Annotated in this window: 11 protein-coding genes; 4 read left to right on the top strand and 7 right to left on the bottom strand. The window is 36.7% G+C overall.

Annotation, left to right across the window (positions count from 1 at the left end; translation table 11 throughout):
* Positions 1 to 10 precede the first annotated feature (10 nt).
* Positions 11 to 667, bottom strand: coding sequence for an SGNH/GDSL hydrolase family protein (locus tag L2586_RS00230; RefSeq protein ID WP_235290741.1), 657 nt, complete (start codon positions 665 to 667; stop codon positions 11 to 13).
* Positions 668 to 1,169: 502 nt separating this feature from the next.
* On the opposite strand from L2586_RS00230, the gene L2586_RS00235 reads away from it, so the two are divergent.
* The 3 genes from L2586_RS00235 to L2586_RS00245 all read left to right on the top strand — a co-directional run bounded on the left by L2586_RS00235 (position 1,170) and on the right by L2586_RS00245 (position 6,519).
* Positions 1,170 to 1,526, top strand: a complete 357-nt coding sequence (locus L2586_RS00235) for a transposase (protein ID WP_235290742.1) — start codon at positions 1,170 to 1,172, stop codon at positions 1,524 to 1,526.
* Positions 1,527 to 1,758: 232 nt separating this feature from the next.
* Complete coding sequence (locus tag L2586_RS00240) at positions 1,759 to 4,380, top strand: alkaline phosphatase D family protein (RefSeq protein ID WP_235290743.1); 2,622 nt, start codon at positions 1,759 to 1,761, stop codon at positions 4,378 to 4,380.
* Between the two features lie 42 nt (positions 4,381 to 4,422).
* On the top strand, positions 4,423 to 6,519 hold the full coding sequence (locus tag L2586_RS00245; RefSeq protein ID WP_235290744.1) for a sulfatase-like hydrolase/transferase: 2,097 nt from the start codon (positions 4,423 to 4,425) through the stop codon (positions 6,517 to 6,519).
* 121 nt (positions 6,520 to 6,640) lie between these two features.
* On the opposite strand, the gene L2586_RS00250 is transcribed toward L2586_RS00245, so the two are convergent.
* The gene (locus L2586_RS00250) at positions 6,641 to 8,071 is read right to left on the bottom strand and encodes a clostripain-related cysteine peptidase (protein ID WP_235290745.1); all 1,431 of its coding nucleotides are present in this window, start codon (positions 8,069 to 8,071) and stop codon (positions 6,641 to 6,643) included.
* 156 nt (positions 8,072 to 8,227) lie between these two features.
* A complete protein-coding gene (locus tag L2586_RS00255; RefSeq protein ID WP_235290746.1) occupies positions 8,228 to 8,665 on the bottom strand; it encodes an SRPBCC family protein in 438 nt (145 codons plus the stop codon).
* Between the two features lie 153 nt (positions 8,666 to 8,818).
* On the opposite strand from L2586_RS00255, the gene L2586_RS00260 reads away from it, so the two are divergent.
* Complete coding sequence (locus L2586_RS00260) at positions 8,819 to 9,022, top strand: hypothetical protein (RefSeq protein WP_235290747.1); 204 nt, start codon at positions 8,819 to 8,821, stop codon at positions 9,020 to 9,022.
* A gap of 338 nt (positions 9,023 to 9,360) precedes the next feature.
* On the opposite strand, the gene L2586_RS00265 is transcribed toward L2586_RS00260, so the two are convergent.
* The 4 genes from L2586_RS00265 to L2586_RS00280 form a co-directional block, all read right to left on the bottom strand.
* Positions 9,361 to 10,260: a helix-turn-helix domain-containing protein gene (locus tag L2586_RS00265; RefSeq protein ID WP_235290748.1), complete on the bottom strand. Its 900-nt coding sequence runs from the start codon at positions 10,258 to 10,260 to the stop codon at positions 9,361 to 9,363.
* On the bottom strand, positions 10,261 to 11,061 hold the full coding sequence (locus L2586_RS00270; RefSeq protein WP_235290749.1) for a phosphatase PAP2 family protein: 801 nt from the start codon (positions 11,059 to 11,061) through the stop codon (positions 10,261 to 10,263).
* 97 nt (positions 11,062 to 11,158) lie between these two features.
* The gene (locus tag L2586_RS00275; protein WP_235290750.1) at positions 11,159 to 11,971 is read right to left on the bottom strand and encodes a DUF4097 family beta strand repeat-containing protein; all 813 of its coding nucleotides are present in this window, start codon (positions 11,969 to 11,971) and stop codon (positions 11,159 to 11,161) included.
* 7 nt (positions 11,972 to 11,978) lie between these two features.
* On the bottom strand, positions 11,979 to 12,815 hold the full coding sequence (locus tag L2586_RS00280) for a DUF4097 family beta strand repeat-containing protein (RefSeq protein WP_235290751.1): 837 nt from the start codon (positions 12,813 to 12,815) through the stop codon (positions 11,979 to 11,981).
* Between the last annotated feature and the right edge of the window lie 4 nt (positions 12,816 to 12,819).

A 12,819-nucleotide genomic window follows, 5' to 3' on the forward strand; every position in this document is an offset into this window, starting at 1 on the left:
ACTATTTTTTTTAATCTTCCATTTCCTTTTCTAAAAATTTCGCCACTAATTCGCCTAATTGTACATAGCCGTCTTTTTCGTAATGAACGTTGTCTAATGCCGTTCCATAATCTTTATGAATGGCGATAGATGATTCGTAAATGTCATTCACTATGACCCCATGCTTTTTCATCACCACTTTCGCAGCATCGTTATATTTAATAGCATCTTCTGTGAATCTGCCCTGTTCTGCTTCTGGAACAAAAGATGTCGTTACAAATATTAATTTTGCTTTAGATTTTCGCTTAATGATGGTGACTAAAGAATCGAGATTGGCAGCATATTGATCCACATCGTAGGTGATGTCCCCATTGATTTTGTCTCTTTTTCCTTGGACTTTTGAATCTGGATGGCGGTAACATAAATCCCATAATCCCCAGTTAAACTGGATAATATCCCATTTCTGAGTGCCTAGCCATTCTTCCACCTTTTCTAACCCTGTTCCAGTGTGCTGGGCATTTCCTTTATTATGAACTACAGTTGCTTTATCTGCTAAGTATTTCGCCACAAATGGAGTATAGCCTATGGAAATGGAGTCGCCGATAATGAGAATATGCTTTTGTTTTTCATTAGGTTTAAAAGCTAGAAAACATGTTATTATGAAAACTATTACTAGATTTTTTTTCATTTTTATTGATGAGTTTATGGGCATTCTTTAATCAGATACTAATTGTTTTCGAAGATAGAAAAAAGCAAGTAAGTTTTCGCTACTTTAGTAGCGTACTTAGAACGAAGCTAAAGCATCGAATACAATGGGGTAAAATAAGTGTGGAATAATTAGTTTTAATTATGCACAAGTTTTCCTACTTTAGTAGCGTCCATGTTCCCGAAAACTAGTAATCATAATGTCTTATCTGCCACACATATATCCTTTAAGTGCGACATTTTTTATCACTTTTCGACTCGCTGATAGTCTACCTCAGCATAACATAGATCAGATTAAAGAAGAGTACATATGTTCTGCAAATAAAATTAAAGAAAAATATATAGACAAGTAGAGGCAAGAGATTTTGATATACAATCTTAAAAAAGAAATGTTTGGAAATTTCGAGCATCAGCTGGATAAAAATCCATATGGAATGTGTTACATGTAAAATACATCTGTTGCAGAAATCATCTATAATAAGATCATGGAATACCATAGTAGATATTATAACGTGCATGCTATTAGCATAATGCCTAACCATGTTCATATGCTATTGGATACATCAAATCAAATATCAAATGATGAACTGATTGAGCATGTTCCTGATAATTTTGTTGATGTTGGAAATTGGATGCAACTTATAAAAGGAGGAAGTGCATTTCAGATTAATAAATATCTAGGTCGTTCTGGCAAATTATGGGCAAAGGAGTCCTTTGATCATTATGTAAGATTTAACAAAGAAGGAGAATATGAACGAATCAAAGATTACATTTTACAAAATCCTATAAAAGCAGGGTTAGGTATTAAGTATAGGAAGAAACCTTTTTTGTACAGCATATAACTTTAGCAAATTAAGTTTTCGCTACTTTAGTAGCGTTTTCTAGGACGAAGCTAAAGCATCAAAACATTATGTTTAATTCGTGAGCAAGTAGGTACTGATATAATTTAAAACAAAGCTAAAGCATCACATACTTTGTTTTGGACGAGACTAAAGTCTCGAATACGTTAGGAGAAAGCAAGTAAGTTTTCGCTACTTTAGCAGCGTTGTTAAAGCAAGCTAATTAGAAGGAATCATGAAACGCAGAGATTATATTAAAACGATTACACTAGGATCGGTAATTCCAATGACGATATCGAGTTACGGAATTCCTAAATACCTTGAAAGAGTATTCGGAGAATCAGTTCAAGTCGAGTTCGAAAGTAAGTGGAATTTGTGGAACGATATGAGCTGGGCAGGTCCAGAATATTGGGGAAACAGATTGCAGGATTGGGAAATAAAGGATGGAAAATTACTGTGTAATATCACAGGAGATAATAGAAATTTGCATTTGTTGACCATTCAGAATTCGGATGGGAAATCAGTCGTAGAAACGAGCGTAACCGTTCATGTTCTGAATAGTGGGAGCAAAGAATTCACAGATGGATGTGTCGGAATGATCCTTGGCGCAAAAGGAAATTTTGATGATTATCGGTCAGCTTCCGTTTTTGGAAAAGGACTGAAAATAGGGTTGAAAATGGATGGTAAGTTGAAGATTGGGGAATCGCTGATTGATACAGGATTAGCTAAAGTTCCTGAGACTTTTACTATTTCAACAAAAGCACAACCAAGTAATAATGGACAGCAAGAACTCCTTATTGGGATCTCGGTTCCAGGATTTGCTAAGCCTATTTTTGACACTACTGAGCTTGTAGAGGCTGATATGCTTGCAGGCAATTTCGCCCTATTATCTGATTTTGGGAAATCTCGAAAAGTAGAAGATAACCCTTCATGCGCGTTTGAAGATTGGTCCATCAAGTCAGAAAAACTCCATGAAAATGAGCATCAGATTTTCGGCCCGATTTGCTTCACACAGTATACTTTGCACAAAGGCAAATTAAAACTTAAAGCTCAACTTGCTCCATTTGAGAAATTGCCTGATCATGTCGTTCGGCTGGAGTTCAAAAGAAATGGACAATGGAAAACGCAAGAAGAAACTAAAATAAACCATGCTGGAAGAGTAGTACTTTTCGAAGTGCCTGATTGGGCTGACGAAGAAGAAGTACCTTTTAGAGTTGGGGCAGAGTTGCCTAGGAAAGATGGTGTTGTTCAATACTTTTATGAAGGCACGATTGCAAAGGAGCCGGTTGATGATGACGAAGTAAAAGTGGCTGTTTTGAATTGTAATGCACACTATGGTTTTCCAGATGCGGATATTCATGAAGGATTAAGCAAAATGGACTATGATCTTTGTGTTTTTCTAGGAGATCAATTTTATGAAAGTACTGGAGGATATGGCGTTCAGTTTACAGGAGAATTTGACAAGCGATGCTTAGATTTTCTGAGGAAATGGATGATGTTTGGTTGGTCTTATCGGGAGATTTTCAGAAATAAACCATGCGCAGTTATTACAGATGATCACGATGTTTACCATGGAAATCTTTGGGGTGCAGGCGGTGGACATGCTGATACCTCCTTAGGTTTCGGGTCACCTGCACAGGATAGTGGCGGTTACAAAATGGATGCGGACTGGGTTAATGTACTTCAGTTTACACAGACGGGACATTTACCAGATGCCTATGATCCGACGCCAGTGGAACAAGGGATAAGCGTATATTATACGCAATGGAATTATGGAGGTGTTAGCTTTGCAATCTTGGAGGATCGAAAGTTCAAAACGGCACCCAAAACGGTATTGCCTGAAGAAGCGGAAGTTTTTAATGGCTTCTTGATGAATAAATCTTTCGATATAAAAGCACATAGAAATATTGATGCTGAATTGCTAGGAAAGCGACAGGAAAAGTTTCTTGAAAATTGGGTGCTAGATTGGTCTGATAATGTCCAAATGAAGGCCGTTCTTTCGCAAACAAATTTTGCAACCATTGCGACCTTACCGAAAGATGCGGAAAATGATTCTGTAGTTCCAAAATTACATATACCGGAGCGAGGAGAATATATTACAGGAGATGCACCGACGGTGGATATGGATTCTAACGGATGGCCGCAAGAAAAGCGAGATAAAACAATTGAAATAATTAGAAAAGCGATGTCTTTTCATATTGCTGGAGATCAACACTTGGGGACGTTTGTTCAGTATGGTGTTGATGATTTTGGAGACAGTGGATATGCATTTACTGGACCATCGCTTAATAACGTATGGCCAAGACGTTTCTGGCCTGAAGTAGATTACAGTAACCACAGTATAGAAAGCCCAGCATATGTAGGCGATCACGTAGATGGTTTTGGGAATAAAATTACGGTGCATGGCGTAACGAATCCATTCAATCAGCATAAAGAACCTGCCATTCTATACAATCGATCGAATGGTTATGGGATGGTCACATTTAATAAAAAAGAGCGGACTATAAAATCGGAATGTTTTCAGCGCTTTCAAGATCCGTTGAGTGATGAAGGTCAATATCCGGATTGGCCGATAACGGTTACCCAAGAAGATAACTACCTTAGTAAAGCGACTATCTTACTTCCAGAAATATCAGTTAATTCTAAATCACTGCCAGTTTTAAAAGTTTACAAACAAGATGGGACTTTGCTTTATGTGATGAAGATGCCTTCACAAAACTACCAACCAAGGGTTTTTGAGAAAGGAAAGTATTCAATTGTACTTGAGCTTGCTGAGAATTCTAATGTAAGTAAAAAGCTTAAGGTCAAGGCTTCGGCAAAACAAAAGAAAAAATTGAAAATTGATTTAACAGCATAACCAGCATATATTTATTCAATATTAACCATCTAATAATACAAGATGAAAAAACTTTTAAGTCTTTGCCTTCTAGCTACGTTTTTATTAAGTGGAACGTCTGTGTTCTGCCAAAATTCTAACATTGACCTAGAAGAAAAACCTAATATTATATTCATATTCACGGATGACTTAGGAGTGGGAGATATCGGAGTCTTATACCAAAATGAACGGAAAAGATTAGGTGTTAAATCCGAGCCATGGACATCTACACCACAATTGGATCGAATGGCACAGGAGGGCGCAATTCTCTCGAACCATTATTCTGCAGCACCAGTGTGTGCACCTTCTCGAGCATCACTATTGACGGGGTTAAGCCAGGGCCATGCCAATGTTAGAAATAACCAGTTTGATAAGGCTTTAGCCGATAATCATACGATGGCGAATGTGTTGCAAAAGGCGGGTTATAACACAGCGGCTATTGGGAAGTGGGGCTTGCAAGGAGATAAAAGGTGGTCTAAGGATGGAGATGCATGGCCAGGTCATCCTAACAAAAGAGGCTTCGATTATTTCTACGGTTATATGAGGCACAAAGATGGACATGAGCATTATCCACATGAAGGAGTATATAGAGGAGCAAAGTCCGTTTATGAAAATGAACGAGAAATTACTTCGGGGTTAAACAAATGTTTTACGGGTGATTTATGGACGGCCATTGCGAAGAAATGGATCACAGATCAAGTAAAAGAAGATGAAAAGCCGTTTTTTATGTTTCTGGCTTATGATACACCTCATGCCGTCTTAGAATTACCGACGCAAGCCTATCCGAAAGGTGGTGGACTTAATGGCGGCGTTCAATGGATCGGCAAAGAAGGAGAAATGATCAATACCGCTTCAGGGGAAGTGGATTCCTACGTTCATGATGAATATGCACGCGCAACTTATGATGATGATCGAGATGAAACGACAGCTGAAGTGCCTTGGCCGGATACGTATAAGCGTTATGCGACGGGTGTGCGAAGAATCGATGACGGTGTGGGCGATATTATCCAACTGCTTAAAGATCTAGATATCGATGACAACACGATGATTGTGTTTAGTTCGGATAATGGTCCATCTAAAGAGTCTTACTTACCGAAGGGGTACGTAAGCTATAGACCAGATTTCTTTAATAGTTTCGGTGAATTTGATGGGATAAAAAGAGATGTATTAGAGGGAGGAGTCAGAGTGCCGCTAATTGTGAGATGGCCTAAGAAAATAAAGGCGAATAGTGTGGTTGATATGCCGAGTATTTCTTATGATTGGTTGCCGACCTTCACTGATGCGGCTGGAATTCCTGGACCTGCTATTATAGATGGCGTTTCATTGCTTCCATCACTGACTGGATCTGGAAAACAGCGAGAAAGTCTAGTATATGTAGAGTATCAAAACAATGGGAAAACACCTAAATATGAGGAGTTTTCACCTAAGAATAGAAATAGAGTTAGAAAGGAAATGCAAATGATTCGAAAAGGTGACTTGATCGGATTAAGGTATAATATCGGCAATGTGGATGATGATTTTGAGATTTATGATATTGTAAATGATCCTCAGCAAAGTAAGGATCTGGCACAGCAAGATGAAGAGATGCAGGCATTGAATGGTTGGATGAAAGATAGAGTGTTGCAGATTCGCAGACCAGATACTTCAGCAGCAAGACCGTATGATAGTGCTGTGGTTCCTGCGGTCAATGTTAAAAAAAAGAAAGGATTGCTATATAAGTCTTTCGCTGGTAACTTTCCTTGGTTGCCAGAGATGGTTTCGATGAAAGAGGAAAGTACGGGAATGGTTAAAAGTATCAACGATTTTAAATTGGACAAAAAAGCAGGGAATTTATTATTAATAGAAGGATTTATAGAAGTGCCAGAAGGAGGGGAGTATGTATTTACCTTAAGTGCGAAAGAGAAGGCATTGATGAAAATTCACGATGCAACGATCATTGATGCGGATTATAATTACGAAGCCAATGATGAAATATCAGCGGAAATATTATTAGAGAAAGGCGTTCATCCGATTAAGATTTATGTGCAGAATAGTGGCAAGGCAAAGGCTCCGATTGACTTGCAGTGGCAAGGTCCGAATTTCGAAAAGGCTGAAATTTCTGGAAGTGTGTTATTTCATTGATGAATAAATAAGAAAATATAAGGTTCTTCCCAATGGATTTATTTTGGGAATTTGATAGCATTGTTAAAATTTGTTACCTGAAAATCAAGGATTGACAAAATTCTAATCCTTTTTGAATTCATTAATAACGATATTTATTAACTCCACCTGTTGCTGATGAATCCTTGTCAAATAAATAATCTAAATATTCAAAGAAGTTTTCAATTTTATTATTTCCTCTGCTTGCTCCATCTTTGCACCAATCGTAAAGCCCATATGAGTTTTGTTCATTTGATTTATCATCGGGATGAAACCAAGTTGTATGAGACCAAAATGATCTGTTTGTTTGAGAAAAAACTTTATTTCCAATAGGAATAATCTGATAAACACCGTTTTTCCCATCTTGAAAAACTTCAGTGTTTGGTAGAAATCCTCGTCCACAATAAGAATAGATTACAAATTGATCTATCGCTTCACAAACTTCTGAGGCTAACTGCCTACTTGCGTTGTTTATATTTATGTTTTGTGCAATCAATTCATAAAAGTGATAAGCATCTATGTATGGAGAAGTAAGTTGAGCTATTTCTAGATTGTTATTTGTATTATGATAATATCCCAATGTGTTTTGTATAATATCTAAAATCACATCGTCTTCTTCATTGGGTAAGAGTCTGCTAAGTTCATCTATTTTTCTTTTTATGTGATCTATCTGGGAATTGTCAAATAGTCCCCAAGATGCCCAAGCTTGATTATCGTATATTTCCTCTAGAATTATTTTAGAAAATTCTAAAGCATTCATATGATAAGGATTCATTGTTCTTTCAGGTCCTGGACTGAAGTAGTTATTATCGAGGTCAATGTTTTTATTATTATCAACTTGTAATCTGTTAAATATCTGGTCGTAAGCCCAAGCTGCAGATAATGGGGCAGAGGCGATAATATAATCGGCTGAAAATTGGTCTTCATTATTGGGTCTCCATTCATAGAAGTTTTCGAGACCTGCCATTGAACAAACATCTAAACCAAGAATGTCAACTGATTCGTTTCCACTTAAGACATCTCTTAGTTCACCTGGATACAACTTGTCATTGATTCCAGATTCTGCATCAGGACACATACCGACACCATTGCCATGAGATCTCAATACTAACATGTAATGTTTTGCTGGAAAATAATGCTTACAATATTGAATGAAATTTTTCAGCACGGCAGCATCGCCCATTTCTAAATCATGAGATTGATTAATTCTTATTTGAGGTAAAAATTCATGACCATTTAATCTTTCAAAATTTTCATTGTTAAATCTATACAATCGTGTGTCCGTAAAATTTTCTCCTAGTACAGTTGAATCTTCTGAAAATCCTGGCGTGCGATCTATTAATGTAATAACCTCGTAACCTTCGGAAGTTTTACCAATCCTCATTTCATTCATGTCATTTAACAAATCTACTTCAGATGAATTAGATCCTACAGCGTAATGCATGATCGTCCAACCATTTATTTCTTGTGCATTTAATAGAATTTGTGTAAATAAGATTAGGCAAATTAAATTAGTTGTTTTTCTGAAATACATACCGATATACTTAATTGTCGAATACAGGATATTAATCGCTGTTTCTCCTTAAAATTAATTCTCTACGGTAATAACGGAATTTAACTATGAATTGCGTTGTAGCAACTAAGAAATACGTTGATTATTTTTTGTTTAATCTAGAATGGAAGATTTTTTCTAAATGCTTTCCGCCATCTCTTTAATCTTTTCCAAAATTCCTGCCCAGCCTCCACCAGCTAATGCTTCATCATATCGTTCTTTTCCGTTTGCTGCGGTTTCATATCCCGATTGAGTTACTTTAAGAATCGTAGAAGAATCACTTTCACTTAATTCATAGACCACGGTTAGATGATTTTCTGGCGTTTGTGCGTAATCAGCATTGGGATCGATAACGGTATAGACCATTTTCGTCTTAGGAGAAAAGCTAGTCATGAAGCCGGAAACATAGACCACTTGATCGTGAATGCCTCGCCATAAGACAGGGCTGCTTTCCGCGAAATCAGTTTCGATGGCACAAGTGTACATGTATTCTGGGGTCAATTTTGGATTGACCAATAAATCCCAGACCTTATCTAGGGAAGCGTTAATTGTTATCTCATTTATTATATCTGTCATAAAACAAAGATAAGACAAAGTGGAATAGCAAAGTTATAGAATAAGGAGAATGACTTATGGAATCGGGAGAAGGACGCGTATTGTGATGTCTAAGTAGAATATGTTAAGCTGAAAGGATTTAAAAAGAAATTGAAATTGTTAACTTTATTATCTATGGAGGAAATAATATTTATTGTTAAAGAAAGTGAGGAAGGTGGCTTTATTGCAACTGCATTAGGTTACTCCATTGTGACAGACGGTGAGACAATGGAAGAGTTACGAAATAATGTAAAGGAATCGGTTCAATGCCATTTTGATGTTGATGGTCCTAAAATTATTCGACTGCATGTTGTAAAAGAGGAAGTGTTTTCAGTATGAAAATATCAAGGAATGTAACGGGAAAAATATTGATCAAAAAACTGAAACCACTTAGGCACGCTGTCCTCAATATTAAATCAAATTGCGTCTCATCACAGAATATCTAAAGCAGAACTTTTAGAAAATCTCTTTGGCTAAAAAGATTAAACTTCAGGGGATCTCACATTGTTAGCAAATGACTATCTTCTTTAACAACATTTATTTTGGATTTGGGAATACGCTCGTGATATTTTTTAATAAACCTTTAAAAATAATTATAATAATTGAAAAGAAGTTGGCCATTTTCAATGTCAATTTAAAGTAGGAAGTAAAATCTATAATACATAAAAAAATATTTACTACTTCGACCCTAACCTTACTTCACTCGGACTTTTCCCGATTTTCCCCTTATACTGATTACTGAAATGCTGAGGTGATGAATAACCAAGTTCTTCGGCAATCAAGGCTATTGGTTTCGAAGAATCTTTTAGGAATTGGGTAGCGAGACTTAACCTGTTTTCTGTTAGATAGCCGAAAAGCGTAATCCCAAACATCTCCTTGAATCCATACTTGAGTTTAAATTCATTAATGCCAACTGCTCTAGCAATTTCTGATAGATTAGGTGGGTCTGTAAGTCGCTGGTTGATGAAGTCTCTTGCAGCAATAATGGCTTCCTTATCTTGAATGGTTTTGAGATATACAAATGACTCACTCATCTTGTTTTTATAATCGGCAACACACAAAACCAGTAGCTCTAGTGTCTTAGCAAATAAGAAAATCTGCTGGAGTTTCCCTTGATAAGGATTAAGGGTGATTTCGTTGATGATGTTTTGGATCGGTACATTAATGCTTCCCCACTTTTCAGAAATAATCATGCTTTTTCCAGACAGGACTTGATCACAAAAATGTTTTAGCAAATCATCGCCATCTTTACCTAACTCCACAAAAACTTCCTTCGGAAAATCTACTCCAAATGTTTCTATCTCTAGCGATTTGTTTTCAATGGCTAGATCCATACCGTTAGAATACATAATGTTATGGTGGCCGCCGATGAGATTGTATTTTTGATCAAGTTGCTTGAAAGTGAAATTGTAATCACCACGAATTCCTAAATGAAGTCGAACGGTGTCTCGATTATTGCTGGTGTGAAAAGTATTGTTTTTCCCAGTGAAAGAAGAAACCGCACGTCCCATCAAGATCTCATTAAATGTCCATTGTTGAGATTCGGTTATTTTCCAATTTGGGTTTTGTGGCTTCATTTAATACCTTAACTTATTGCTGTTTAAGTTGACTACAAGCGCAATTCCATTTGCAGTGCTTTCAAATTGATAAACCTCCGAATTCAATTTTACCTTATGAATTGCTGGAACCAATAAACCTATTCCTGCTCCCACCATATAGCCGGTTATTACATCTGAAGGATAATGTCGTCCCGCTTGAACTCTTAAGTATCCAGTTACGGCCGGCAAAGCAATAGCTCCTGACCATACCCAATATCTCCACCGACTATCAGGGTAAAGATCATTATATACTCGAGCGGTGAAAAAAGAAAGTGCTGCGGTATGAGAGGCGTGCCCCGAAAAGAAGCTCTTTCGTGCATCGAGGTGAAGCCGTTCTTCGTCTGGCACTTCATTATTATAATAATAAGGTCTCCTTCGATCGGTCGCTGATTTCATCAAGAAGGTCAGCGATCCGTTAAGCGCAGCAGTTTCTGCATACATGAATAAGTATTCTAGTTGATTCCCTTTTAGTTTAGAAGAAGCTAGAAGGGTAAGTGGGAATGCTGTTCCAGCATATAGCAACACATCACTTAAATTCTTTGCCGCTAAGGAATAATTATCTAAAGTGCGACGATCAAAGCGATTAATTTTGGGTAGTGGTAGACTTGCACTAGGTAATAAAAGATTTGGTCTTCGACTATCTATATAAAAACTTCCTGCTAACATTAAGCTTGAACCGCCTATAATGATCGTTTCCTTCTTCGTGCTAATCTCATAGGTTTTCTGCCCATTGACCGAAAAGAAAAGAAAAAATAGGATTAAGAATATAAAGCACTTCATGGCCGAAAGATAGAAAAGAATTCAGTTTTATATGTGATTTCTATAATTCAGGTTTAAACTGAATGAGGCATTTCTTCTACAGTCCTTGTTTTCATATCTACTCTTTCGCCCTCAAATAAATACTCCCCATCTGAGTTTTTAAAGTCATTTCACTTCCGCCACCATTCAAAGTACCATAAGTCCAGCTATTCGAAATGACTCGCATTTCACCATTTTTGGAAGTTGATTTTGTTTCTGACGCTTCTTTTGTCACTGTTTCGATTGGTAAATCGCTATAAATATCACCCCACTCTGTTCTCATTTTCAAATCAGATTTGAAATTCTTCGGTAAGGTCAGGTCGATGTTTCCGGTAATGGTGTTGAAACTCATCGCATCTTCAGCATTCACGGTCTCGAATCCAACAATTATATCACCAGTGCTAGAACTTGCATTCACTGAACCACTGATTCCTTTCATTGTTACACTTCCTATATTGTTTTCAACATTCACAGCACCTTGAATATTTTCAATGTAAATATTTTGTCCGATCTGCTTTGAAATGTTTATATCTATTCCCGATGGAACTTCGATTTCCATTATCAGTACATTGTTCATGAAATTCTGCGTGAAAATTCGCACTTTATTATTCTTTTCTCCGATCTCAAATTGAAAATTAGATCCTCCTATTTTCTTCATTCCCTTACTTTTGTCATCTTGTTCAGAGTCATCATGATCCTCTTGTTTTTCTACACTATATTTGATTAACACATCTGTTCTAGAACTTCCGATTATTTTAATGTCCGCACTGAAAACTTCAACATCGAGCATTTTGTCACCATTAGCGTTTGAGAAAGGAACAGTGACTTCTTTCTGTTGACCAAAAGCATAGAGCGAAGTCATTATTAAGGCTGCTATTATTATATATTTCATATCTCTTTTATTTTATTTGTTTTAAATAGGCGTTCCCATTGAATGTTTCAATGAATAGGTTTATTTCTCCTGTGCCAATTTGTGCTTCTGCATATTCACCAACTTTTACCATTTCTCCAGGATTTAATGTTTCTTGATTCTTTATATTTCCTGATAATTGAACAGCATCAAAGTCTGTATATAATTCCCCTTGGAAGCTCTTGAAATTTGTAGTTAAACTTGAATTCTTTGGCATATTAAGATTGATCTCCCCATTTATCGTGGAAAACCGTCCTGTAATGCTTGGTTTATTTCGGTAATTGATGTCAATGTTTCCATTAACTGTTGTTCCATTTTTCACCTTCGAAACTTCATGCATTTTAATACTTCCATTGACATTAGAAGCATAGACGACTCCTGAGATTCCACGAACATCGATGTCACCTTCTATAATGGTGGAAACGTAAACATTCATATCAGTAGGAATTTCTATCTCTAATGTCAGCTTAGGAATTTCCTGCTCATCAAATTTCCCACCCCATTGGCAATTGTTTTCTGTTTGGATAAACCGAAATGGTTTTTCTGGATCAAAGCGAGTAAAACCCTTTTTACAAGGATTGTGCAGATAAACTGCTAGAACATTTTCCGTTCGATATTCTTTGAGTTCCATTTCCGCTATCCTGTTCGTTGTCGTACTTGTAGCTTTGATTATTATTTGATCGCTACTTCCTGCCTTTACAATGATATCCCCTTTTAGATTGTCAATTACAACATGATTAACTCCCTCGGAATCATATGTTTTATCAAATTCAACTTGGCCGTAGATCACCGAAGACCAAAGCATTAAAAGTATTACTATTCTCATTTTT

The organism is Portibacter lacus (genome assembly GCF_021533215.1).
Lineage (GTDB): Bacteria > Bacteroidota > Bacteroidia > Chitinophagales > Saprospiraceae > Portibacter > Portibacter lacus.

What these genes read in the sequence shown, in the direction of transcription:
- L2586_RS00230 (WP_235290741.1), bottom strand. Translation starts at nt 667, where the DNA reads ATGAAAAAAAATCTAGTAATAGTTTTCATAATAACATGTTTTCTAGCT.
- L2586_RS00235 (WP_235290742.1), top strand. Translation starts at nt 1,170, where the DNA reads ATGGAATACCATAGTAGATATTATAACGTGCATGCTATTAGCATAATG.
- L2586_RS00240 (WP_235290743.1), top strand. Translation starts at nt 1,759, where the DNA reads ATGAAACGCAGAGATTATATTAAAACGATTACACTAGGATCGGTAATT.
- L2586_RS00245 (WP_235290744.1), top strand. Translation starts at nt 4,423, where the DNA reads ATGAAAAAACTTTTAAGTCTTTGCCTTCTAGCTACGTTTTTATTAAGT.
- L2586_RS00250 (WP_235290745.1), bottom strand. Translation starts at nt 8,071, where the DNA reads ATGTATTTCAGAAAAACAACTAATTTAATTTGCCTAATCTTATTTACA.
- L2586_RS00255 (WP_235290746.1), bottom strand. Translation starts at nt 8,665, where the DNA reads ATGACAGATATAATAAATGAGATAACAATTAACGCTTCCCTAGATAAG.
- L2586_RS00260 (WP_235290747.1), top strand. Translation starts at nt 8,819, where the DNA reads ATGGAGGAAATAATATTTATTGTTAAAGAAAGTGAGGAAGGTGGCTTT.
- L2586_RS00265 (WP_235290748.1), bottom strand. Translation starts at nt 10,260, where the DNA reads ATGAAGCCACAAAACCCAAATTGGAAAATAACCGAATCTCAACAATGG.
- L2586_RS00270 (WP_235290749.1), bottom strand. Translation starts at nt 11,061, where the DNA reads ATGAAGTGCTTTATATTCTTAATCCTATTTTTTCTTTTCTTTTCGGTC.
- L2586_RS00275 (WP_235290750.1), bottom strand. Translation starts at nt 11,971, where the DNA reads ATGAAATATATAATAATAGCAGCCTTAATAATGACTTCGCTCTATGCT.
- L2586_RS00280 (WP_235290751.1), bottom strand. Translation starts at nt 12,815, where the DNA reads ATGAGAATAGTAATACTTTTAATGCTTTGGTCTTCGGTGATCTACGGC.